The sequence below is a fragment of the Reyranella sp. genome (assembly GCF_004297405.1).
In the GTDB taxonomy this organism is placed as follows: domain Bacteria; phylum Pseudomonadota; class Alphaproteobacteria; order Reyranellales; family Reyranellaceae; genus Reyranella.
Genome location: NZ_SCVC01000046.1, coordinates 121249 through 143748 on the forward strand (window position 1 = coordinate 121249; position 22500 = coordinate 143748).

Sequence of the window (22500 nt, forward strand, 5' to 3'; positions counted from 1 at the left end):
CGGCTCCGGCCTCTAGCTCTGCAACCCTTGCCGCAAGCGCTGCCTCGCGCTGTGTCATCGGCTCCGACATGACGCCCCACCGCTTCGTCGAGGCCAAATGGTTGCGGCGGCCACGTCCCCTTACAACCGAGTAAGCTCCGAATCCGTTGATGGCTGAGGTCGAAACAGCTTTGCAGTCTGCCGGTAGCGCTCTTACGCGGCGTGCTGACGCTCACGGGCGGCAATGCTCGTCGGATGGGTGTAGAAGAGTTTCGCCATCTTCTCGAGATCGATTCCCGCACGGATTTTTCGCTCGCAGTAGCCTTGGCGCATTACATCCGCAGCCTGCAAACGGTTCGGATGAAACGTCCGCCCGACGTAATCCCACTTCGCGGGGGCGGTGTACTTCTCAAGCTCTCCCGGCCGCACATAGACGAGATAGCGCTGGAGGTCCGGCGGCATGAATTCGGGCTTTACCCGATAGAGATCGAGGACGGTAGGGAACACAGGACATCCTTATATCATAGTTTGTCGATCTTTAGCCATGTGGATCAGCATGTTACCTCATCATGTAGTCGAACGCTGACATTTCTTATTGTCAGCGCTCGACGACATTTCATATTGTCAACGATCGACGACATATGGTAATGTAAGCGAACGACGACATTTGGAAAACTCTATGCTCATACGTACATCAGCCGATCTTGGCGCCGTTATTCGGGACAGACGAAGGCAACTCAAGCTCGACCAGGCCGCTTTCGCCAAGCGTATCGGCGTCAGCCGTCAATGGGTCATTGAGATTGAGCGCGGTCACCCACGCGCCGAACTTGGCCTCGTGCTTCGCGCTCTCGATACCTTGAATATCCGCGTCGACGTCGACGCCGACCGTAGCGCTCGTCGCCGCACGCATAGTGCCGTCGACATCGACGCCATCGTCGACAAGGCCAAGAAGGCTATGCCATGACCAGTGAGCTGATCGCTCTCCTTGCCGGAAAGGAAGTCGGCCGTGTCCAACGAGACGCCCACGGGAGGCTCTCGTTTTCGTACAGCGATCAATGGCGAGACGATCCCGACGCCTATCCTTTGTCGCTCTCGATGCCGCTCGCCGCGAAGGAGCATCGCCGATCTGCCATTGAATCGTTCCTCTGGGGGCTCTTGCCGGACAATGAGCGGGTTCTCGATCGCTGGGCCGCGAAATTCCAGGTCTCCGCCCGCAATGTCTTTGCGCTGCTTTCGCATGTTGGCGAAGACTGCGCCGGTGCCGTCCAGTTCGTGACATCCGACCGCCTAGACGCCATACGCACCGGCGCGGAAGACAAGATCGAATGGCTTGAAGAAGCCGACATTGCCAATCGCCTCAAGACGCTGCGCACCGACCATGCCGCGTGGCGGCTGCCGAGCGATACCGGACAGTTCAGCCTCGCTGGAGCCCAACCAAAGACCGCGCTGCTTCTCGAAGGAAAGCGCTGGGGAGTCCCATCGGGGCGTCTCCCGACCACACATATCCTCAAACCGCCGACCGGCCACTTCGATGGCCATGCGGAGAATGAGCATATCTGCCTCATGTTGGCGCGGAGCCTCGGCCTCCCGGCTGCGCAGTCGCAAGTTATGCGCTTCGGTGACGAAATCGCGATCGTCATTGAGCGCTATGACCGCCTGCGTCAGGGCAACGACATCGTCCGCATCCATCAGGAGGATATTTGTCAGGCGCTCGGCATCATGCCGACGAAGAAATACCAAAACGAGGGCGGGCCTAGTCCGGATACCATCGTCGAGTTGCTTCGCACCTATTCCACCGATCGCGACGCCGACGTTGCGACCTTCGTCGCTGCTCTCGGCTTCAACTGGCTCATCGGCGGCACCGACGCTCACGCCAAGAACTATTCGCTGCTGCTGAGCGGTCCGCAGCGGCGCCTCGCGCCGCTTTACGATATCGCCAGCATTCTGCCTTACGACAAATTCGACAGGCGCAAGGTCAAGCTGGCCATGAAGATCGGCGGCGACTACAAGCTCGATCAGATCGGCCTCAGGCAATGGCAGAAGTTCACGCGCGAAATGCGCGTCGACATCGACGCGTTCCTTGGCCGCCTCCAATCGATGGCTAGGCAGCTGCCCGATGAAGTCAGCACGGCGCGGGAACTTGCCAAAGGGCAGGGCCTCGATGCGCCGCTCATAGACCGCCTTGCGGCGCAGCTCATCGAACGCGGCCGGGAATGCCAATCGATGCTTGGCGGCTCCTAGCCACCAGTATTTGTGAACGGCTCGGTCTCGGCCGCCTCGGCCCGTAAGCCACCTTGATTCCTTGAGCCGTGGATCACATTTTCCACCAGACATTGCCGAAGTTTCTCTAATTGTTCTAATCTTTTTGCTGCCGCCACTTCCACTTTTCCTGAGCTCGCGCCGCTTTCAGTGAGGAGACGCGGACCAACTGAAGGTGTGCGAACGATGAAACGAGTATTTGCGGGCGGACCACCGCCGGCATCCACGGATTCCGAGGGCTGGCGCAAGGCCATTGAGGACGGGGCGCTCACCCGTCTTCCCCTGGAATCCATGGTTGCCGCGCTTCAGGACCTTGATCCTCGCACCGCCAGCGACGTGAGGCGGGCGCTCCTGAAGTATCTGAGCGACGCGGCATCGCGGATTCTCCGCGGAGCTGTGGGCTTTCACCATCCTAATCGCGGCGAAGACATCATCTATCGCGTGCATACCAAGATTTGCGAGGCCCTCTTTCGTCCGGAGTCGAGTGACGGCCAAGCTCTCCGAGCCGGTTTCGCCGACATCGTCAATTTCCGGGTCAAGGATGCGATCGCGACCGAGAACAAGCATTCGCGCATTCCGGTCGAAGCTCATCTCAACGAGTTTGCCGAGCAGGACGATTCCGGTTCGACGCTTCCCACGCCGGCGAATGATCCCCTCTGTGCCGCCGAAGAAAAGCTCGATGTCGAACGTATCTTGGCGCTGGTCGCGGAGGACCGAAAGCGCCTGGCTTTTCGTCTTTACATGAACAAGCCAGAAACCGGTTCGACAGACCGTGACATTGCGAAGGCGGTCGGCGTGAGCACGAAGACATTAGTGCAGTGGGTCGAGGAGGTCCGGACCGAGCTGCAATCCAAAAAGGAGGTGCAGGACCTTCGGAAACTTAGTGTCGGAGAGAAGCCATGAGCCCTTACAACAAGAATAGCCGGGATGAAGTGCTGCTGGCATTTCACAGGGCCTACGATCGCCCAACCGCCGAACAAATCATTGAGTGGGTCTCGAAGCATCCGGAGTTCGCGGAGGATATCCGCGCGCATGCCGCCGTTGCCCATGACTGGGCTGCGGTCTGCGAAGCCCCGGCTACTGAGCCGGATGAGACCATGCTTCAGCGCGCGTTCAGCAATGCTCTGAACGCAATGTATGACGCCGACCGTGAAGCTGAGGCCACCTCCGACGTGGCCTCAGAAGGATTCCATGACATCCTCGCCAGGAGCGGCAAGGAGATCTTCGAGCTTGCCAGCGAGTTCGACATCGCCCGTGGCGTTCTGGCCGCTCTCTTCAATGGCTGGATGCTGCCGCCGATTCGTGCGCGACTTGTTTCTGCTGTTATGTCTGCATTGGCGATTACGCGCGTCAAATTCGATTGTGCGTTGGCGTTCGCCTTGCTGAATCCGCGTCTTGGTCATGCGAAGGCAAATCAGGCGCCGGGCATACAGCCGCGAGCATGCGACGACATCATTCGGGATAGTCCCATGTCACCCGAGCGAAAACGATATTGGCTTGAACAGGATCAATGATGGACGCTTGGGCGGACATTCGCCGCAAGGCACGCGATTGTCATGCTCGCGCGCTGGCGAAGACAAATGGAGACCGGCGCGCAGAAAGCATTGTTGCTGCTGCTCTCAAGAACGACAGCCTTGAGACTCAATGCGTCGACTTTGGACCAGGCACGCTCGGGTCTCTCGATCGTTCATCGAGGCTTGTCAATCTCGCCAAGAACCTCGATCCGATCGACAGGCTGGTCGTCATCGCCCACGAAATTGGTCATTTCCACCTTCATCTCGATCCCCGCAATGAGGTCACGCTCCGCCCGCCGGGCCTGGGCGGTGATCCCGTCGACAGCGGAGCGGGCCGGGTCGAAGGCTATTCGCCGCGCGAGCGCAAAGAAGTCCAAGCCGAAATCTTTGCCGGAGAGCTTCTCTGCCCGTCGGACTGGCTGCGGGAAGAATTCATAGTTCGCAGGAAGCGCCCGGCTGAAATCGCCACTGACCTCGGCGTGCCACCGCATCTGGTCGTCAACCAGATTGTCCGGGCGTTGCTCCTCCCGGCCCTCAAAGAAGTGACACCGCTGCCGCCGGGTGCTCATCACGACCTCGACGAAAGCCAGATCATCGCAGCGACATGGGACAAAGGCCCATTGCTGGTTGACGCGGGACCGGGCACGGGAAAGACGCGCACACTCATCCATCGCATCAAGCATCTTCTCGGCAAAGGTTCCCGTTCCGCCGACTTCCTCGCGCTCACCTTTTCCAACAAGGCAGCCGAAGAGATGCGGGAACGTCTCTCGGCGATGGACGCCGACGCATCCATCGAAATGTGGGTCGGAACATTCCATGAGTTCGGTTGGGAGCTCATCTGCAAATGGCCGTCCGCCGTCGGCCGGACATCCAAGGTCCGCGTCCTCGATCAGACTGGGTCACTCGCGCTGCTTGAATCCAAGCTTCACAAGCTGCCTCTTTATCACTACCAGAACCTTTATGAACCGGCTTATGAGCTCGTTCCGGTTCTGCGTGTTATCTCGCGCTGCAAGGATGAGCTGATTTCGCCCGCGCAATACCGGCAGGCTGCGGACGCTGCCGCAGCGGCCGCCACGACCGATGACGAGCGTGAGGCGGCGGAGAAGGTCAAGGAGATTGCCGAAATCTACAAAGTCTATGACGCGGCGCTCCAAGAGGCCGATGCCGTCGATTTTGGCGATCTGGTCGCGCGCTCCATCCGGCTGGTTCAGCAGAACGAGGATGTGAAGAAATACCTGGCGGGCTTCAAGCACATCCTTGTCGACGAGTTTCAGGACGTGAACGCTGCGAGCGGCGCTTTTCTCCACTCGATATGCAACGCCGGAACCGATGTCTGGGTCGTCGCCGACCAGCGCCAATCGATCTATCGCTTTCGCGGAGCCGAACCGTCCAATACGTCGCGCTTCGTCGAGAAGCTCAAAGCGGCGCGTCACTCGCTTGCCAACAACTACCGATCGTTTGCTCCCGTCGTTCGAGCGTTCGAGCGCTTTTCCTCGGCGATGCGCGGCGGCAGTCTTGCCGGCAAGTGGACCGCCACCCGAGGCAGCGGCGGCAACGTCACGTTGACCGTCACCCCGACCTTGGCGTCTGAAGGCGAGGCAATCCGGAATCAAATCGAGTCTCTGCGCAATCAAGGCATCACCTATGGCGAGCAAGCCATTCTTGCGCGCTCCCACCTTACGCTCGCTCGCATCACCGGCGTGCTGGAGCAACTCGGCGTCCCGCTTCTCTATTTGGGAGACTTGTTCGAACGGAACGAGATTCGCGATCTTCTCTCGCTGGTCTCGATCGGCGCCGAAGCTGGCGGCATCGGCCTTGTCCGCGTCGCCGCGTTGCCGGAGTACCGAGTTGACCGCGACGATACGCTAAAGCTTATTCGCTGGTCACAGGAGAAGTCGCTCCATTATTTTGAGGCGCTCAAACGAGCCTCGGAAGTTGATGGGATCACTGCCGCCGGCCGCGAAGGCCTCGCCAAACTTGGGCATGAGCTCGAGGGGCTGAAGGACGCCTCGCCCTGGACCTTGCTCACAACGTGGCTCTTCGAGCGCAGCGACTATCTCCGACCTATGCTCGCCGGCAACTCAGCTGCGGCCCGCCAGCAGCTTGTTGCGATCTATCAGCTTCTGAAGGTCTGCGGCGAATACGCCGCCCTTGGCGAGACGAACCGCAAGAGGTTTCTTGACCGCATTCGCCGTATCGAAGCGCTCAACGAGGACACCGCTTATAGGGCAATATCATCCGAGGCCAGCGACCTCGACGCCGTCCGCGTCATGACTATCCACGGCAGCAAAGGACTGGAATTCCAAGCGGTTCATTTGCCCGCGATCGCGACCGGCTACATGCCGAACAGCTGGCGCGGGGTGCGCGTCGCGCCGCCACCGACGCTGTCCCACCTTGCGATGCAGCCCGTCGGTCACGATGCCGAAGAAGAGGGGTTGTTCTTCGTTGCACTGTCACGCGCGCGCGACCATCTCTCGCTGACCCGCGCCGAGAAATACACGACGCGAGGCGCCGGCGCCTCGAAATTCCTGACATCCCTCTCGGGAACGATATCGCCTGCCCGCCACCAGGGATCGGGCAAATCCTACAAGGACCCATCGCCTCTCCGGCCGCCGGCGCCTCGGGACACTTATCTGGAGCGCGACCTCGATCTCTACACTCAGTGCCCGGCGCGCTATCGATATGAGGTGATTGAAGGTCTTCGCGGCGGCCGAGATCAGTCGGCCTATATCCGTTTCCATCGCTGCGTTTACGGGACCATTGGCTGGCTGGAGACCGAGCGGGCAGCAGGCAAGGCGACAAACGTTGCGGCAGCGTTGGCGCGACTCGATGAACTATGGTCGGCAGACGGTCCGGTCGGCCATGGCTTTGAACAATATTACCGCAATGCGGCCGAGGGAATGGTTCGGCGCATCGCCGACGCGGTGGCCACGGAATCCGGCCAATACGCGCGGGAGGAATGGGCGATAGCCTTGGCGGGCCGCAAGGTGCTGGTAACGCCCGATCGCGTGTTGCTGACCGCCGACGGCACGGTGCGGGTGCAGCGCATCCGTACGGGCCGAAAGACCAAGTCGGAACTCGAACGGCCCATTTATGCGCTGTTGCGCCGGGGCGCGGCGCTCATGCACACCGGCAAGCGCGCCAAAATCGAAATCTTCTATCTGGCAACGGGCGAGTGCGTTCCGCCGGTTGCAGGCAACGACCAGAAAAGCCTCAGCATCTACGCCGACGCTATTGCCGGCATCGAGCGCGGCGACTTTCACCCCGAAACCGACGCGCGCCGCTGCCCGAATTGCCCCTCCTACTTCATTTGCGGCAGCTGAACGCGGCCACTTCCACTTTTTCCTGAGCTGCATCGCTTTCCTTTTGAGAGGCCATTTCGGCCGCAACAAGAGGAACTACGATGTCCAACCCGATCATCTTCATCCAGGTCCACGGCCGCCCCGGCATCCTCGAGGCGGCGCTGGCCGAGACCGCGACCATCGCCGAGCTGCATCAGGCGCTCTACGCCTGCGGCGTCCAGATCGACGCCGAGACCTTCATCTTCATCGACGAGGCCGAGGAGCACGTCCACGGCCTCCCCCACGAGCGCGTGCACGGCCTGAAGCACGGCACGCGCGTCCACGTCGGCAAGTGCCGCCGCATCAAGACCACGGTGCACTTCCTCGACAAGACCGAGGAGCGCGAGTTCTCGCCCGGCGCGCGCGTCCGCGCCGTCAAGGCCTGGGCGGCGCACGTCTTCAAGATGGACCCGAAGGACGCAGCCGAGCACGTCCTCCAGCTCTGCAACTCGACCGAACGCCCGGCGAGCGACACACCGCTGCACCAGCTCGTCCACGGCCACCCCTGCGTCCTCTGCTTCGACTTCGTGCCCGAGAAGCGCGTCGAGGGCTAGGGCGTGACCACGCCACTTGCCCCCGACCGCATGCTGTTCGAGCAGGATCTCGCCGCGCCGGAATTCCGGTGCGGCGAGATCGAAGGACGCTGGCGGCACGTTTCCACCAGCTGGCCGCACTCGATCATCGCGATTTCGGTGCCGGAGCGCCTGACCGGGCCGCGCGAGTTCGGCTTTCGTTTCGAGTGCTCGGGCTACCGTCAGACCCCGGTCACCGCCCAGCCCTGGGACATCGCCGCCAACACGCCGCTGCCGCCGAACCGCTGGCCGACCGGTCGGTCCATTGTGCCCTCGGTTTTCCGCCCGGACTGGATGCAGGGCCAGTGCCTCTACCTTCCGTGCGATCGCCTGTCGATCGCGGGCCACGACGTTTGGCGCAGCCAGCACCCGAGCCGACTTTGGCAGCCGTCGCGGGGAATCGTCTGCTACCTGGAGCAAGTCTATGAACTTCTCAATCAAGGCGACTATACGGGCGTTACTGGCACCTAGGCACCGGCTGCACTGCAACCGGCATCGCTGGCGCGCCGTCGTCCATGAGCTTGAGCGCCGGGGCGAGCGCCGGCACGAAGCCGGGGCGTTTCTTCTCGGACGCGAGCTTGACGGCCGGCGCGAAGTCCTCGACGTCGTCTACTACGACGATCTCGACCCCAACGCCTACAGCACCGGCATCTGCATTCTCCATGCCGACGCCTTTGCCAAGCTCTGGGCGGAATGCCGTCGGCGCAGCCTGACGGTCGTCGCCGATGTTCATGTCCACGGCGGGTCCGCGCACCAGAGCGAATCGGACAGGACTAACCCGATGGTCGCACGGTCCGGCCACATCGCGATCATCATCCCGAGCTTCGCGGCCTGGCCGGTCCCGGCCGGCCATCTCGGCATCTACGAGTATCAGGGCCGGCACGAGTGGCAGGACCGAACCAAGGCCGACACCGCCTACTTTTATCGAGGCTGCTGGAGTTGAGCATGCGCGGCGCGATCGATCACACCAACCTCCACCGCACGGCCAAATACTTTATGGATAACGGCCGCGCCGAAACCCCTGAGGACGCCGTCGAGCTTCTCCGGCGCTTCGGCCTCACGGTGTTGGTTGGGTCGGAAATCTTGCACTCCGCCGGCCATCAGACGGCGCTTCTGTCTCTCGTCAACGCGGCGCGTCGCACCTTCCTCGGCGGGGTCGAGGTCGTCGGCCTGCAAGACGCGCCGAGCATCAGCCTGCTCATGTCCGGCTGCCAGTTGGCCGAGGCGGTTCGCGCCCTCGGCGGCACGACCGCTTCGGCGGTGCGGTCCGAATGGCCTTGCGCCGTCATTGGCGACGCTCGCCTCCCCGAGTCGGTCGGCATTGCCTGGCGCCTGACATGGGAAGGGTGGAGGGGAGGCGTGGTTCCCCTTGGGCGTGTCGCGCCTCTCAGCGAGCGCGACTCCATTGCCATCGCCCCGATCCTCGCGGCGGCGGTCTGCGCGGCTGAAGTATTCGCCTATCACGCTGGCGACCATCCGATGGCGGGTCGCCGATCGGCAGGAATGTCGCTCTGGAACCCTGGAGCGGACTGGCTTGGCGCCGACCCTTCGGAGCCCGCGTTGGCCTTTCTTCCTGCGCGTCTCTGGCTCATCGGCCTCGGCAATCTCGGGCAGGCATTCGCCTGGGTCCTGGCGTGCCTGCCGTTCTCTGACCGGAAGCAGATCCAGCTTATGCTTCAGGATTTTGACGACATCGCTCCGTCGAACGACAGCACCTCTTTGCTCTCGTTCCTGCGTGACATCGACCGCCGCAAGGCGCGGGTCGTCGCCGATTGGCTGGAGGCTCGCGGCTTCGTCGCTTTCCTCAACGAGCGGCGGTTCGGTGATTGGACGCGTCGTGGCCCTGAAGAACCGGCGGTCGCCTTGTGCGGCGTCGATAACGCTCTTGCTCGCGCGGCATTGGAGAAGCCGGGCTTTGACCTAGTTGTCGAGGCTGGGCTCGGCGGCGGCCCGCAAGCTTTCCGCAACTTCTCGATTCATACCTTTCCAGCGAGCCGCACAGCCGAGCGGCTCTGGCTGCCGCAGGTAGCAGAAGCGGATGAAAGCTTTGAGGCGATGCCCGCCTACCAAGCCCTGCGCCGCGAAGGTATGGACGACTGTGGACTCGCCCAGCTCGCCTCCCGCACTGTCGGCGTCCCCTTTGTCGGGCTCATCGCGGCCTGCGTGGCGATCTCGGAACTGCTTCGTCGTCTGCACGGCGGCGCAGCGCTTGAACTCGCGTCGGGGTCGGCGCTTGCCCTTGAAAACGTGGAATCCGTGAGCATGACCGCCCAACCCTATGCGGGCGGTCACGTTGCTGTCGCTTAGTTCAGGACTAGCAGTAACGCGTCTCGCCCTCCGCACGACGACTACGCCAGTCGCGCGTGCAACAGGTACATGTCGAACATGAGATGCATTTCGTAGTCGTCGAGTTTTTGTCCAGCACGGAGCTTTTCCGGAATACCGGTTCGCGGATCAACAACGCTGATCGCGAATTCCAACAACTCGCCTTCCAGTCTCTTGCCTTCGCGAAGCTTCCGTTTGACGTGACCGCAACGCGCGCTGTTCCGCTTTCTTTCGGCGACACGCTCCGGGCTTTCGGGTGCCTCGAATTCAGCCTTCCGACGGAGGATACGTTCGAGATCAGGGTCAACGGGTTTGTTGGATTCGGTCATTGCGTCCTCCGGGTTTGTTTGGAGGGCATAGTTTCCGTGAGTCGGGGTAGAACCGCCAAGCCTCCGAGGCTCAGTTGGCCGTAATTGTGCTGAGTGACACCAAACGCAAAAAATCTGTGGATAAGGCGCGTCCGGCTGCGCCGGACCGGGCTCTATTCGGCCGCCTGGGCGAGCGGCCTCACGAAGCCGCCCCTCCGTTGAAGATGGGGGAGGGGCGTCTTCGCCTCCGGTGACGATCCCTCGCGTGAAGAGGGAAGGACAGCCTCCGGCTGACGTTCGTTGGCTTAAGACTTAGGGCTCCGCCCTCGGCGCACTTCGAAGCGCCTTCCGCCCAGCTTCGGTCACTTCGTTCCCTGCCAGCCGGTTCCCCGCGAAGGCGCTTGCTCCGTTTGCACACCCGCTGCTCGCCGCGAGGCAGGGGTTCAGCAGCAGCACGCTGCGCGAACCCCGAGGAACACCATGAACCTTCTTACTCAATGCCAGACCTTCGACCTGTTGCAGAATGGCGACGCCAACAAGGCCAGCCATGGTGCAAAGGACTTTCAGCCCGTGGTGAAGCTCTTCACCCCGTGGGCGGGCGCAACTTGGCTCCTCAGCGAGTTGAACCCCGAAGATCAGGACATCGCTTTTGGTCTCTGCGATCTGGGTCTGGGGACGCCGGAGCTTGGCTATGTGAGTCTCGCGGAGCTTCGGAACCTGCGCGGTCGGGGTGGTCTTACCGTCGAGCGTGACCTGTGGTTCAAGGCCGGCAAGACGCTGCAAGCCTATGCCGACGAGGCGCGGGCCTACGGCTGCATCAAGGCGTGAGGCGGCCATGCGCTCTTCAGAGGTTTCCTCACAACTCGCTTTTGATGACCTCTTGGCCCATGGGGCCGAGACCAATCTTCAGCGGAAGCAAGACCGGCAATACGGCGACCTACCGGCAACCATGGAAGCGGCGCTGCCCTTCTATCGGCACCTGCTCAAACGTCATCACGACGCCATGATGGCGGGCGATGGGAACACCGTCCGTGCCCTGCGGCAGGAGGGCACATGACCTTGCCTACAAGCTGAACGGCTACAATCCCGGCATCATTGCCGACGAGGAAGCGCCGGGTTGCGTCCTCGAAAAGCGCACCGCAGCCAAGAAGGGTGAGGTTCCGCTTTGGGGGCAGACGGCCAACTTCGAAATCAGACACGGCAAGATGCGTGTCCGCATCGAAATGGATGGCTTGTTCGGCATCGGTGCGACCGCGATGACGTGGCTCGGTTTCTCGGCGCATGCTGTCGAGAAGAACAAGCCCTTCCTCAGTGATACCGGCTATCGCAGCTTTCTCGGCGTCAACAGTTTGTCGCTTGAGCCGGGCATCACGCCCGATGCCTTTGCCGAGGGCGTGATCGCCGCCTTTGTCGATCGCCAGCTGAAGGGCAAGCTCAAGAAGATCGTGCCCTTACGTCCCCGTCACTGAAGGGGCTCGACAGTCCAGCTTCCAAAGTCTGGCGCGATGCGGACGCGCCAGACCGGCGAGTGCGTCCGTTCGAGGCGCGTCACGCCGTAGGTGTACCCGCCATCGACGACGCCTTCGAGGCACACCACCCACACCGCATCGAAATCCAGCGGCTCGGGCAAAGCCCGACCGACACGGTTCGGATACCACTCACCACCGCGCGCGTTCGAAAACACGACGAGCGTCTTGCCCGACGCGTAGGCGCGCCCGCCCTTGTTCTGCTTGTCCTGAATGGCCTTTAGCATCAGCGCCGTCTCGTCCTGCGCCGAGCCGGCGCGCGAGGCAGGCACGATGACATGCTCCATGTCCCAGGTCGTGCCGCCCTCTGTGTATCGAATGATTCCGTCGCCGCCGCGCGGGTCGCTGCTGAACATCAGCCGGTCCCGGCCGAACTGATGATTGACGGCGGCGCAGAGCAGCCAGTTTCCCAAGGCTTCGCGCGAGCGAAGGTCATGCATCTGCCGGAACGGCTTGCCGGTCTGAAGATGCTGGCCGTCGCGGATGAAGCGCTCGAGCTCCTTCAGCGCGACCTCCATGGATTTGAAGCGGGTGACTTCGAGCTTCATGGCAAGCAAGCTAGTTTCGCGGCGCGTGATTTACCACGCGCTGCGAGATTGAGCGCGCTCGAACGTCAGAATGTGGGGAGATATTCGACCGCTTCCCTGTAGGAGGATTGGTGTCGCTGACCGGCGGCACAATCGATGCCAGGTCCTCCTCCAAGTCCACGTCATACAGGTGCGCCAAGGGGGAGGACATTTATGACCTCCGGCTCCGAGACGCTACGGTCTCCCGGCCCAGGACGTAGCCGTCTCCCTAATAAGGACGCAGCGGACTAGGAGCCGTGGCGACTAAGAGGCCTAGTAGCTACTAACCCCCGGACACTAGCGTCTCCCGGGTACAGCTGTCCTTCCATTGTGCTCGCCAACCAGACGCATCATGTTGGCCGGGCGAGGACATCCCATGACCGACAACGTCGTACCTATTAAGCCGCCCGCCATCTCCAAGGAGGACGGCAGGCAAGCAGACCGCAAGTGGTCGCCGCTGGTAATGAAGCAGGGCTACACCATCGTCCCGGTCCTGCTGCTGCACGCCCAGAAGCGGCTTGGGCTAAGCCCGCCGCAGCTCAACGTGCTGCTGCAGATCGCCTCCCACTGGTGGAAAGCCGCCCAGCTGCCTTACCCCAGCAAGCAGCTCATCGCAAACCGCATGAGCTGCACTCCCCGGCAGGTGCAGCGCCATCTCACCGCCTTGGAGAATGCCGGCCTGATCAAGCGCATCGTCCGCAAGAACACCCGTCAGGGGCAGTTAAGCAACGAATACAGCCTCGCCGGGCTGGTGAAGAAGCTCAAGGAGATCGCGCCGGAGTTCGAGGCGGAGGCCGAGGCCAGGAGACAGAACCGGGCCGCTCTCGAGAAGCGAGGCGGCGTGAAATTGCGTAAAGCCTGACGGGGTTTTCCCCCCAGCCAGGCCCGTTCGTGTACGGTAGATCACAGCCCTTCAATGTGGTGGCCGCCACAGGCGAAGGGAGAGGTTTCCACGAATAGCGCAGTAGGCGCGGGCGGTCCAATCGGACCGCCCGCGTTTCGATCAGGTCTCCGAAAGTGTCGGCCTTGTTTTGGCCACAACCTGAAGGAGATTTTGTGCTTTCCTTGCCCGCGGGACGGGGACAGGGTGAGATGAGAGACGAAATCGCTGCCAAGCCGAGCGGCGCGAGGTTCTACCGCGCCGACCTCCATATCCATAGCCATCCGGCCAGCCACGACGTCACGGATACCACGTGTACGCCGGAAGCCATCGTCGCGACCGCGAAGCGCGAGGGGCTCGAATTCATCGCCGTCGCCGACCACAACGAGATCGGCGGCTCCTTGCGGGCCGTCGCCGCCGGCGCCAAGGCGGGCCTTTTCGTGATCCCGGCCGTCGAGCTCTCGACCCTGCAGGGCCACCTGCTCTGCTATCTGCCGACCGGCGAGGCACTCCAGAACTTCTACTCGCGTCTCAACATCAAGGAGAAGGGCAAGGAGACCTGCCACTGCACCCAGAGCATGTCGGACTGCCTTGACCTGCTCGACGAGTTCCAAGGGTTCGGCGCGCTGGCACACGTCGACCTTCCGAAGGGGTTCGAAGCGGTTACCCCGACCTCGACCCCATTCAAGATCACGGTGCTCGCTCACCCGGCGCTTCTCGGCATTGAGCTGTCCAGCGCCATCGCGGCCATCAGCTACGCCGATAGCGACCCCGACGCGAAGCGCCGCGCGGCGGGCAGCCTGCGTCTGGAGCGATTGGGCCGCGGCCGGCACGTGCTCGCCCGCATTCTCAATTCTGATTCGCATACCCTGGACAAGGTCGGTCGTAACGCGGCGGCGCAGACTAAGGTAACGCGCTTCAAGATGAACGACCTCACCTTCGAGGGCCTGCGGCTGGCGATGATGGAGAACGACGCCCGCGTCCGCATCGAAGACGAGATCCCCAGTACCGTCCCTCGGATCGTCGGCCTGAAGATCGGCGGCGGCTTCCTCAACGGGCAGACGGTCCAATTCTCCAGCAACCTCAACTGCATCATCGGCGGCCGCGGCACGGGCAAGTCGACGATGTTCGAGCTTGTCCGCACCTTGACCGCCTACGGCGACGAGCCGGCCGATGTGGTCGATTCCGAGGTCGGCCCGGACCAGGTCGACATGCTGGTGCAGGATGAGGCGGGCCAAACGCACGGCATTAGCCGGCTGAAGAACGACCAGCTCCAGAACGCTGACAATGTCACGGCCGAGCCCGTCCTGTTTCCCATCGAGTGCTACTACCAGGGCGAAACGCACGAGATTGCCCGGCGCGCGAAGGAGGACCCGGCTGCGCTGCTGGAGTATCTCGACGGGTTCGTGGACATCGTAGAGGACCTGGAGCTTGAGCGGCAGGCCTGCGAAACCGCCGCAGAGCAGCATGCCCGCATCATTGACCTGCAGAACCGGATGTCTCGGATCGATCTGCTCGACCGCGAGCTGAAGGTCGTGCGGGGCCAGGTCGCGGCCGTGAAGAAGGAGAACGGCCAGGAGGTGCTTGCGACGCTCCGCACGATCGCGCGCGAGCGCACCGTGCGGACCAACATCCTTGAGCATGCCACCAGCATCACCGAAGGAACGAGCCGGGAGGATCTCAAGGAGACGGCAGAAGCGATTAAGGCGGCGGTCGACCCGAAGACCCTTTCTGTGGGCGGCGTGGAGTTCGGCGCCATCACTACGCTCGCTGCCGACTTCGAGAAGGTGCTGTCCTCCAACGACGTGTCGCTGAAGAAGGGCGCCGAGACGCTGAAAGCCGGCGTGGAGAAGCGCCTCAAAGAGTGGAGCGATAAGGCGACCGCGCTCAACGGCACGGTCCAGAAGCAGGTGAAGGCGTTGGAGGACAAGGGCGTCAAGGTACAAACGGCGTTCTTCAATCAGCTCACCACGAAAGAAGAGACCCTCACCAAGCAGCTCACCACCTTGCGCAGCCTCAAGCCCCAGCTTGAGAAGGTCCAGCGGGAGCATAAGGAGACGCTGAAGCTGCGCTGGCAGTACCGCCTGCGCATCGCCAACAAGCGCAACGGCTTCGCGATACTGGCCAACGACGCAATGAAGAACGCCCTCAACGACTTCACCGTGACCCTGAAGTATGCGGTGGGCGGCTACTCTCCGGAGGCCGAGCGCATCATCATCGAGACGATGGGGTGGAACACCAACCAGCAGGTCCGCGCCAAGTCGCTGACCGAAAACATGACCGTCGAGAAGCTCCTGGCCGTCGTTGCCAAGAAGGACGTAGCGGCATTGCGCGCGCTTCAGAATGCCGAGGGCAAGGCGGTATTCGGCAAGTCCGACGCCGACACCCTGATTGAGCGCCTGTCGGTGCCGGCGACGCGGTCTCAGCTTGAGACGTGCGCCATTATCGACCTGCCGCGCCTGACGGTCACCCGCATGGTCCAGGACGGCGCCGCCAAGCGCCCGGTGATCCGGGAGTTCAAGAACCTATCGTTCGGCCAGCAGCAGTCCGTGCTCCTGGCGCTCATGCTTTCATCCAAGAGCAACCGCCCGCTGGTCATCGATCAACCGGAGGACGACCTCGATGGCGAGTTCATCTACCACGGCATCGTCCCGGTGCTGCGCAAGGCCAAGGAGCGCCGACAGATCATCGTCGTGACCCACAACGCCAATATCGCCGTCTTGGGGGATGCCGAGCAGATCATTGTGCTGAAGAGCACGGCGGACAAGGCGCGGGTCATGGCGAGCGGATCAATCGACGACGAGGACACCCGCAACGAGGCCTGCGCCATCCTCGAAGGCGCACGCGACGCCTTCAAGCGCCGCGCCATCACCTACGGCTTCGACATCAAGGAACGCGACCCGTAGCTAATATGCTAGCTGCAGCCGCTCCTCCCCTCCCTCCGTCGCTCATCACGATCATGCACGTCAGGGATTATTAGCCATGCAGCACAACGCCATCGGCCGTTACCGCTCAGGCGGCATCAAGTGGTACCGCGCTCGGCGAAGAGGCCGCGACGAAGAGGCGCATACGGCAAGAGATCGTGCGGCTGTGCTTGGCGGTGCAGCGCGCTCTTGATTGATGGGTGGCGGACGGGGATCTACCGCTTACCCAGTCATCACAGCGTCCCGCTCGTACAAGAGTATCCCGTCCTGCTTCACCCCTGGTCCCACTCGCTCGCTGTCTGTGGCCACCGGATCGTACCATTCCAGGTCAACCTCATGAGGGAGGTGAAGATCAGGCTTTGTCTTGTGCTGCGCGTACCAGTCGAACCACGCATTGAAGTCCATCACCACAGCCAAGTCGATGTCGCTGTCCGCACGGCTCGTGCCTCGTGCTCGGCTCCCGTATAACCACACTTGCTCGATGAGCGGGTGCCGTTTCGCCCACGAGGCGATCAGCGCGGACTCTTCCTCAGAGATGTCCATATTACCTCATGGTGTATCATCTTTTTCGACCCCAGATCGCACCTAAACTGCACCTAAAGCTCTAAAATGCCCATTTTATTGAGCTTGGCCACTGACTCAAAATCAGCCGGGTTACTGCCTACAGCACACGACTTTCCAAATCGTTGCTTGTGCGGTCCATCAGCTGCATTCCGGCAGACAACGGTCGGTACAAAAACCACGAGCGAATGGCGAACTACCTCAACCCTCCTGCTTCACTACTAGCATCCCCGCCGGGAGCGGCTTCAATAACGACCGAGCGGATACCGACGGGTCGAGCCAGTCTGCCCAATGAGTACGATCGAGAATCGCGATTTGTCGATCATGGTAGGACGCGATGTCAGGGCCCGGCGGCATGGTCAACATGGTGAAAGCCTCGCCGACATCGGCCGTGCTCCGCCATATACCGGCGATGCAGAACCAGGGCTCGCCACGCATCGTGAACAGCCACTTGTCCTTGCGCTTCTTCTTCGGGTCCTTCGGATCGGTAAACTCGTAGAAGCCGTCGGCGATGATTAGGCAGCGACCAGACGAGAACTCGCGGTTCTCCGAGCGAAAGTTGTAAACCGGCCGCCGGTTCTGACCAGGCCAACTCCATCGGCGCTGAACTAGCTCGCCCGCTTCACGATCGCCATCGACGGTTCGGACGATCGGCGCGATGTCAGTAATCTTGATGTCGTCACGCGGCTCGATGTTTGGCGTGCCCTCAGGAAAGCGAATCTTGATTTTGATGTTGGAGAAGTCGTCGGCGATCGTCCCAGCACCAACGTGAAGGCGATAGTCGTTGCACATCTTCGTCTCCAACTCTGTTGCGCCAAACCTTCGTTCCTATTATGTTCTCATACATGAAGGCGACCAAGTTCGACACGGACGCCGCACTCGACGAACGCCGCATCATCGTAAGGTACGGCGAGGAAGGCGTGGAGATGGTTGAGCTGCCCTGGGGTCTCCGTCCAAAAGAGCCCGGCAATCAGCCGTTCATGCTCGCGCGTGCCGAGGGCCGAAGGTTTGCCAGCCATCGCTGTCTCGTCCCTGCGTCGGAATTCCTCATCGGCCATCATGACCAGCGCCACCGAATTTCACTCGCGGACGGCGACTGGTTCTATTTCGCTGGGATCTGGCGACCCGCTTCAGAGGGCTGGCCCGAGGCCTATGCGATCTTGACCATTGAGGCGAACGCCGATGTGGCGCGTTACCGCGACCGGCAGATGGCCGTGTTAAGACGTCGGCAGCGGATGGACTGGTTGGATTTCTCGTGCCCAGAACACGAGCTGCTTCAGCCATTGCCGATTGGGGCGTTCCGAATCGAGCGCGCGATCCCAAGGCAGGCGCAGACAGTATTGGTTCTCTAGTCCCGACACATTGGCGAGTTGAGCAATGAGTGGCCACGATGGCAGAGTCTGGCGAAGGCTTCGAACGCAGAGGTTCGGTTTGCGCACCGATACGCCAATCAGGGACTTGATCGAAAGGGAAGCCCAGCGCCCGGGCCGTACCGACGTGCCCAAGGCCGTCGTTTGCCGAGAAGCCCGTCCATCGCGGCGCGTTCTGCTGGCCGCTGGTGGTCGGACGAGGCGGCACATGCCGAAGCCGACCGAGAGGCCGCTGCGTTTCGCCTCAGTCTGCTTCCCCCCTGCTTCCCCGGCCGTCGCGTTAGAGGCGGGGAAGCAGAAAACGACCCCGAAGGACCGTTCTGACTCGCTGATTTGTTTGAAGAAAATTGGAGCGGGCGAAGGGATTCGAACCCTCGACCCCGACCTTGGCAAGGTCGTGCTCTACCCCTGAGCTACGCCCGCGCTCCGATCCGGCTGGGTAGGTCGCCGGAAGGCGGCGTTGATAGGGCTTTTCCGTCGCCTTGGCAAGGGCCTGGCCAAACCTCTCCGTAGGCCTCAGCCGCGCGCCAGTAGCCGCTGCAAATACTTGCCGTACTCGCTTTCGCGAATCGGCTGGATCAACCTTTCGAATGCATTGTCGTCGATATAGCCCTTGCGCCAAGCGATCTCCTCAGGACTGCCGATCTGCAGGCCCTGGCGATCTTCGACGGTTTCGACGAACTGCGCGGCGCGCAGCAGGCTCGACGGCGTGCCGGTGTCGAGCCAGGCGTAGCCGCGACCCAGCTTCTCGACGGTGAGCCGCCCTTCCTTCAGGTAGTGTGCGTTGATGTCGCTGATCTCCAGTTCACCGCGCGCCGAGCGTGGGATCTGGCCGGCGACATCGCATACATCCGAATCGTAAAAGTAGAGTCCGGTGACCGCCCAGTTCGACTTCGGCTGCTTCGGCTTCTCGACAATGCTGAGTGCACGCCCCTCGGCATCGAACTCTACAACACCATAGGCTGATGGATCGGCCACCCAATAGGCGTAGACCACGGCGCCATTTCCCTGGGCACCACGCTCCGCGACCGCCGGCAGCGAATCGCCATAGAAGAGATTGTCGCCCAGGATCAAGCCGACACGGCTATCGCCGATGAAACGGCGGCCAATCAGGAACGCCTCGGCGATGCCGCCGGGTTTGGGCTGCGGCTCATAGCCGATCTCGATGCCCCACTGGCGACCGTCGCCGAACAGCCGGCGATAAGCCTCGGCATCGCCGGGATTGACGATCAGCAGAATGTCGCGGCACCCCGCCAGCATCAGCGTGGTTAGCGGGTAATAGACCATCGGCTTGTTGTAGACCGGCAGGAGCTGCTTGTTGGCTGCCCGCGTCATGGGGTAGAGCCGCGTGCCGCTGCCGCCTGAGAGAATGATTCCCTTCATTCCCGCCATGTAAGACGAGCCCATGCACAGTCCGCAACAGTTATTCGACCGTCTCGCAACCCTGGGCATCCCCCACCGGACCGTCGAGCATCCTCCGGTGTTCACTGTCGAGGAGGCAAAAACGCTGCGCGGCGACCTGCCTGGCCATCACATCAAGAACCTCTTCCTGCGCAATAAAAAGGAGGAGATGTGGCTGGTGGTCGCCCTCGAGGATCGTGCGGTCGACCTGAAGCGGCTTGGCGAGGTGCTGGGCGCCGGCAGGCTCTCTTTCGGCAGCTCCGACCGGCTGCGCCGCCAGCTCGGCGTCGAGCCGGGTTCAGTGACCCCGCTCGCCCTGATCAACGACGACGCGCGCGTGGTACGCTTGGCCCTGGACCGCGGTTTGACCGAGGGTGGGCCGGTGAACGCCCATCCGCTGGTCAACACCATGACCACGGCGATCGCGGCAGCGGATCTGCAGCGGTTCTTCACGGCTACCGGCCATGCGCCGCGATGGCTCGACTTTCCGCTGTAGTGTTATATCATAACAATATGTTGCTTCGTACCCTTTCCCTGGCGCTTTGCCTGGGCACTCTCCTGTCCGGCGGGCTGCCGGCCTCGGCACAAACCAAGATCAAAGCCGTCGCGACCTTTTCGATCCTAGGCGACCTCGTGGCCGAAGTGGCGGGCGACCTGGCCGAGATCTCCGCCCTGGTCGGCGCCGATATCGACGCCCACACCTATCAGCCACGCCCGGCCGATGCGCGCGCCCTGGTCGAGGCCCGCGTCCTGGTGAGCAACGGTCTCGGCTTCGAAGGTTGGATCGACCGGCTGGCCAAGGCCGCGCCCTTCAAGGGCCGCGCCATCGTGGCAACGGTCGGCGTGCCGACGCTCGAGGCGGCGCCGACGCCAGGTCACAACCATGCGCATGGTCCCGATCCGCACTGCTGGCAGGATGTCGGTCGCGTCCGGCTCTATGTCGCGAACATCGCCAAGGGCCTTTCCGAGGCCGATCCGGCAAATGCCGCTCGCTATCGCGAGCGCGCTGAACTCTATGACAAGCGGCTGGTCGAACTCGATACCTGGGTGAAACAGGAGATCGCCAAGGTTCCCGCCGAGAAACGCAAGGCGATCACCGGCCACGATTCATTCCGCTACTTCGCGGCGGCCTATGGCGTGCAGTTCAAGTCGCCGCGCGGCTACAACACCGGCAGCGAACCCTCTGCCAAGGATGTCGCCGTGCTCATCCGCCAGGTGCGTGACCAGCGCATCAAGGCATTGTTCGTCGAGAACATGACCAATCCTGGCCTGATCGACCAGATCGCGCGCGAATCAGGCGGCGTCGTGGGTCCGCGTCTCTACAGCGATGCCCTCTCGGGGCCCGATGGACCGGCGCCGACTTACGAAAAGATGATCCGGCACAATGTAACGGCGCTGGTCGCCGGCATGATGAAGAACTGAGAACAGCGGATCAGACGGCCACATACGGCAAGCCGGCGACACGACGCGCCGCCTGCAGCGTATTGTACATCAGGCAGGCCACGGTCATCGGGCCGACACCGCCTGGCACTGGTGTCAGGTGCCCCGCCACCTTCTGTGCTTCGGCAAAGGCAACGTCGCCGACCAGGCGACTCTTGCCTTCCGTGGTGGGGATGCGGTTGATGCCGACATCAATCACAGCGGCACCGGGCTTGATCCAGTCACCGCGTACGAACTCCGTCTTGCCGATCGCCACCACGAGGATGTCGGCCTGTCGGCAGAGCGCCGGAAGGTCGCGCGTGCGCGAATGGGTGATCGTCACCGTGCAATCGAGGCGCAGCAGAAGCTGCGCGACCGGCCGGCCGACCAGATTCGAGCGGCCGACGACGACAGCGTTGCAGCCAGCCAGGCTTCCCAGCGCATCCTGCAGCAGCATCGTGACGCCGAGCGGCGTGCAGGGCACGGGAAAGTCGAGCACCGCGCCCGGCGCGATCGAGCCCAATCGCCCGACGTTTATGGGATGGAAGCCGTCGACGTCCTTGGCGGGATCGATGGCCAGCAACACCTTGGCCGTGTCGATATGCTTGGGCAGCGGAAGCTGAACCAGAATGCCATTGATTGCAGGATCTGCATTGAGCTCTGCGATGACCGCCAGGAGTTCCTGCTCCGTGGTCTCGGCCGGGAGCTTGCGATCAAAGCTCGCCATGCCGAGCTCGACAGCCAGCTTGCCCTTGCTGCGCACATAGACCTGGCTGGCCGGATCGGCGCCGACCAGCACTGTCGCCAGACCGGGCTTGGGTCCACCCTTGCCGACAAGATCCGCCACGCCGGCCGCCACCCGCTCGCGCAGGCCCATGGCGAACGCTTTGCCATCGATCAACTTTGCATCAGCCATGCTTGCGCACCCGTTGTTCCCATTCGGCTATCCGGTCGGCGAGCAAAGCGATATCGCCCGCCACGCTCACGGTCTTGTCTCGGGCCGTCGCCCCGCGCATCACGTCGAAGCTGGACTTCGGCAGACGCCACGCCTCGGCGAGCAGCGCGATCACGGCGGCGTTGGCTTTGCCATCCTCGGGAGGGGCCGTCACTGCGGCCTTGAGCCCGCCCTCGGCGGTCAATTCGAGCACGGAGCGGCGGGCGCCCGGCTGGGCACGAAGCTGAATCGTGACGCCGTCTTTGGCGCGGCGCAGGAAGGGCGGATCGCTCAGCGGATGAAGGCTGGCCAGACGTACTCCCACAGCAGGCTGCGCAGGAAGAACAGGCCCAGCAGCAAGATCACTGGCGAAATGTCGACGCCACCGAGGTTAGGGAGGATGCGGCGGATCGGGCGCAGCACTGGCTCGGTCAACCGGAAGAGGAGGTCGACGATCACCCGGATAAATTGATTGCGGACGTTCACCACGCCGAATGCCACCAGCCAACTCATGATGGCGCTCGCGATCACGACCCAGGTGTAGATGTCGATAACGCTATCGATCAGCTTCGCCAGCGAGATCATCGGCTCCCCGTCCATTAAAACCGGCGAGCCGCCGGC

General features: G+C 62.4%; 26 protein-coding genes and 1 tRNA gene. 17 read left to right on the forward strand and 10 right to left on the reverse strand.

Translation table 11 applies throughout. The annotated features are described in order from the left end of the window. Positions 1 to 192: 192 nt before the first annotated feature. Positions 193 to 486 (reverse strand): hypothetical protein, encoded by a 294-nt coding sequence (locus EPO50_RS29115; protein WP_296350179.1) that lies wholly within the window; start codon positions 484 to 486, stop codon positions 193 to 195. Positions 487 to 658: 172 nt separating this feature from the next. Between EPO50_RS29115 and EPO50_RS29120 the strand changes: the two genes are divergently transcribed. From EPO50_RS29120 to EPO50_RS29160, 9 genes are all read left to right on the forward strand, one after another. After that, positions 659 to 943, forward strand: a complete 285-nt coding sequence (locus tag EPO50_RS29120; protein ID WP_296350180.1) for a helix-turn-helix domain-containing protein — start codon at positions 659 to 661, stop codon at positions 941 to 943. Further along, entirely contained in the window at positions 940 to 2220 is a 1281-nt protein-coding gene (locus EPO50_RS29125) for a type II toxin-antitoxin system HipA family toxin (RefSeq protein WP_296350181.1), read from the forward strand. The genes EPO50_RS29120 and EPO50_RS29125 overlap by 4 nt, the downstream gene beginning before the upstream one ends. 204 nt (positions 2221 to 2424) lie before the next feature. Further along, complete coding sequence (locus EPO50_RS29130; RefSeq protein ID WP_296350182.1) at positions 2425 to 3141, forward strand: hypothetical protein; 717 nt, start codon at positions 2425 to 2427, stop codon at positions 3139 to 3141. Beyond that, the gene (locus tag EPO50_RS29135; protein ID WP_296350183.1) at positions 3138 to 3752 is read left to right on the forward strand and encodes a hypothetical protein; all 615 of its coding nucleotides are present in this window, start codon (positions 3138 to 3140) and stop codon (positions 3750 to 3752) included. Before EPO50_RS29130 ends, EPO50_RS29135 begins: the two co-directional genes overlap by 4 nt. After that, positions 3749 to 7075 (forward strand): UvrD-helicase domain-containing protein, encoded by a 3327-nt coding sequence (locus EPO50_RS29140; protein WP_296350184.1) that lies wholly within the window; start codon positions 3749 to 3751, stop codon positions 7073 to 7075. The genes EPO50_RS29135 and EPO50_RS29140 overlap by 4 nt, the downstream gene beginning before the upstream one ends. A gap of 80 nt (positions 7076 to 7155) precedes the next feature. Beyond that, on the forward strand, positions 7156 to 7647 hold the full coding sequence (locus tag EPO50_RS29145; RefSeq protein ID WP_296350185.1) for a hypothetical protein: 492 nt from the start codon (positions 7156 to 7158) through the stop codon (positions 7645 to 7647). 3 nt (positions 7648 to 7650) lie between these two features. Next, positions 7651 to 8136, forward strand: coding sequence for a hypothetical protein (locus EPO50_RS29150; RefSeq protein WP_296350187.1), 486 nt, complete (start codon positions 7651 to 7653; stop codon positions 8134 to 8136). After that, positions 8090 to 8608, forward strand: coding sequence for a hypothetical protein (locus EPO50_RS29155; protein ID WP_296350189.1), 519 nt, complete (start codon positions 8090 to 8092; stop codon positions 8606 to 8608). Before EPO50_RS29150 ends, EPO50_RS29155 begins: the two co-directional genes overlap by 47 nt. 2 nt (positions 8609 to 8610) lie before the next feature. Further along, complete coding sequence (locus EPO50_RS29160; RefSeq protein ID WP_296350191.1) at positions 8611 to 9972, forward strand: hypothetical protein; 1362 nt, start codon at positions 8611 to 8613, stop codon at positions 9970 to 9972. Between the two features lie 41 nt (positions 9973 to 10013). Here EPO50_RS29160 and EPO50_RS29165 read toward each other — a convergent pair whose 3' ends face one another. Further along, on the reverse strand, positions 10014 to 10319 hold the full coding sequence (locus tag EPO50_RS29165; RefSeq protein WP_296350193.1) for a hypothetical protein: 306 nt from the start codon (positions 10317 to 10319) through the stop codon (positions 10014 to 10016). Between the two features lie 459 nt (positions 10320 to 10778). Between EPO50_RS29165 and EPO50_RS29170 the strand changes: the two genes are divergently transcribed. Genes EPO50_RS29170 through EPO50_RS29180 form a run of 3 tightly spaced genes read left to right on the forward strand, consistent with a single transcriptional unit; the run spans position 10779 to position 11767 of the window. Then, positions 10779 to 11126: a DUF2958 domain-containing protein gene (locus EPO50_RS29170; RefSeq protein ID WP_296350194.1), complete on the forward strand. Its 348-nt coding sequence runs from the start codon at positions 10779 to 10781 to the stop codon at positions 11124 to 11126. Between the two features lie 7 nt (positions 11127 to 11133). Further along, complete coding sequence (locus EPO50_RS29175; RefSeq protein WP_296350195.1) at positions 11134 to 11355, forward strand: hypothetical protein; 222 nt, start codon at positions 11134 to 11136, stop codon at positions 11353 to 11355. After that, positions 11315 to 11767: a hypothetical protein gene (locus EPO50_RS29180; RefSeq protein WP_296350197.1), complete on the forward strand. Its 453-nt coding sequence runs from the start codon at positions 11315 to 11317 to the stop codon at positions 11765 to 11767. The genes EPO50_RS29175 and EPO50_RS29180 overlap by 41 nt, the downstream gene beginning before the upstream one ends. Here EPO50_RS29180 and EPO50_RS29185 read toward each other — a convergent pair. After that, positions 11761 to 12372 (reverse strand): hypothetical protein, encoded by a 612-nt coding sequence (locus tag EPO50_RS29185; protein WP_296350199.1) that lies wholly within the window; start codon positions 12370 to 12372, stop codon positions 11761 to 11763. The two genes, EPO50_RS29180 and EPO50_RS29185, sit on opposite strands and share 7 nt — an antisense overlap. A 394-nt stretch (positions 12373 to 12766) precedes the next feature. On the opposite strand from EPO50_RS29185, the gene EPO50_RS29190 reads away from it, so the two are divergent. Together EPO50_RS29190 and EPO50_RS29195 are read left to right on the forward strand one after the other, a co-directional pair. Next, the gene (locus EPO50_RS29190) at positions 12767 to 13252 is read left to right on the forward strand and encodes a helix-turn-helix domain-containing protein (protein WP_296350201.1); all 486 of its coding nucleotides are present in this window, start codon (positions 12767 to 12769) and stop codon (positions 13250 to 13252) included. A 230-nt stretch (positions 13253 to 13482) separates the two neighbouring features. Continuing rightward, positions 13483 to 16176 (forward strand): TrlF family AAA-like ATPase, encoded by a 2694-nt coding sequence (locus EPO50_RS29195; protein ID WP_296350203.1) that lies wholly within the window; start codon positions 13483 to 13485, stop codon positions 16174 to 16176. A 240-nt stretch (positions 16177 to 16416) separates the two neighbouring features. On the opposite strand, the gene EPO50_RS29200 is transcribed toward EPO50_RS29195, so the two are convergent. Together EPO50_RS29200 and EPO50_RS29205 are read right to left on the reverse strand one after the other, a co-directional pair. Continuing rightward, positions 16417 to 16737, reverse strand: a complete 321-nt coding sequence (locus EPO50_RS29200; RefSeq protein WP_296350206.1) for a nucleotidyltransferase domain-containing protein — start codon at positions 16735 to 16737, stop codon at positions 16417 to 16419. A 219-nt stretch (positions 16738 to 16956) separates the two neighbouring features. Continuing rightward, a complete protein-coding gene (locus EPO50_RS29205; protein WP_296350209.1) occupies positions 16957 to 17547 on the reverse strand; it encodes an SOS response-associated peptidase in 591 nt (196 codons plus the stop codon). Between the two features lie 53 nt (positions 17548 to 17600). On the opposite strand from EPO50_RS29205, the gene EPO50_RS29210 reads away from it, so the two are divergent. Next, the gene (locus tag EPO50_RS29210) at positions 17601 to 18107 is read left to right on the forward strand and encodes an SOS response-associated peptidase family protein (RefSeq protein ID WP_296350210.1); all 507 of its coding nucleotides are present in this window, start codon (positions 17601 to 17603) and stop codon (positions 18105 to 18107) included. Positions 18108 to 18473: 366 nt separating this feature from the next. On the opposite strand, the gene EPO50_RS29215 is transcribed toward EPO50_RS29210, so the two are convergent. Further along, positions 18474 to 18548: transfer RNA gene (locus EPO50_RS29215), tRNA-Gly, on the reverse strand. A gap of 93 nt (positions 18549 to 18641) precedes the next feature. Next, positions 18642 to 19508: a glucose-1-phosphate thymidylyltransferase RfbA gene (gene rfbA / locus EPO50_RS29220; RefSeq protein ID WP_367268079.1), complete on the reverse strand. Its 867-nt coding sequence runs from the start codon at positions 19506 to 19508 to the stop codon at positions 18642 to 18644. A 22-nt stretch (positions 19509 to 19530) separates the two neighbouring features. Between rfbA and EPO50_RS29225 the strand changes: the two genes are divergently transcribed. Both EPO50_RS29225 and EPO50_RS29230 read left to right on the forward strand, forming a co-directional pair. Next, a complete protein-coding gene (locus tag EPO50_RS29225; RefSeq protein WP_296350212.1) occupies positions 19531 to 20022 on the forward strand; it encodes a prolyl-tRNA synthetase associated domain-containing protein in 492 nt (163 codons plus the stop codon). 17 nt (positions 20023 to 20039) lie between these two features. Beyond that, positions 20040 to 20948: a zinc ABC transporter substrate-binding protein gene (locus tag EPO50_RS29230; protein ID WP_296350214.1), complete on the forward strand. Its 909-nt coding sequence runs from the start codon at positions 20040 to 20042 to the stop codon at positions 20946 to 20948. Between the two features lie 10 nt (positions 20949 to 20958). On the opposite strand, the gene folD is transcribed toward EPO50_RS29230, so the two are convergent. Genes folD through EPO50_RS29245 form a run of 3 tightly spaced genes read right to left on the reverse strand, consistent with a single transcriptional unit; the run spans position 20959 to position 22464 of the window. Beyond that, positions 20959 to 21861: a bifunctional methylenetetrahydrofolate dehydrogenase/methenyltetrahydrofolate cyclohydrolase FolD gene (gene folD, locus EPO50_RS29235; RefSeq protein ID WP_296350218.1), complete on the reverse strand. Its 903-nt coding sequence runs from the start codon at positions 21859 to 21861 to the stop codon at positions 20959 to 20961. Next, complete coding sequence (locus EPO50_RS29240; RefSeq protein ID WP_296350220.1) at positions 21854 to 22204, reverse strand: DUF167 domain-containing protein; 351 nt, start codon at positions 22202 to 22204, stop codon at positions 21854 to 21856. The genes folD and EPO50_RS29240 overlap by 8 nt, the downstream gene beginning before the upstream one ends. Next, positions 22171 to 22464, reverse strand: coding sequence for a YggT family protein (locus tag EPO50_RS29245; RefSeq protein WP_296350222.1), 294 nt, complete (start codon positions 22462 to 22464; stop codon positions 22171 to 22173). The genes EPO50_RS29240 and EPO50_RS29245 overlap by 34 nt, the downstream gene beginning before the upstream one ends. Positions 22465 to 22500 lie beyond the last annotated feature (36 nt).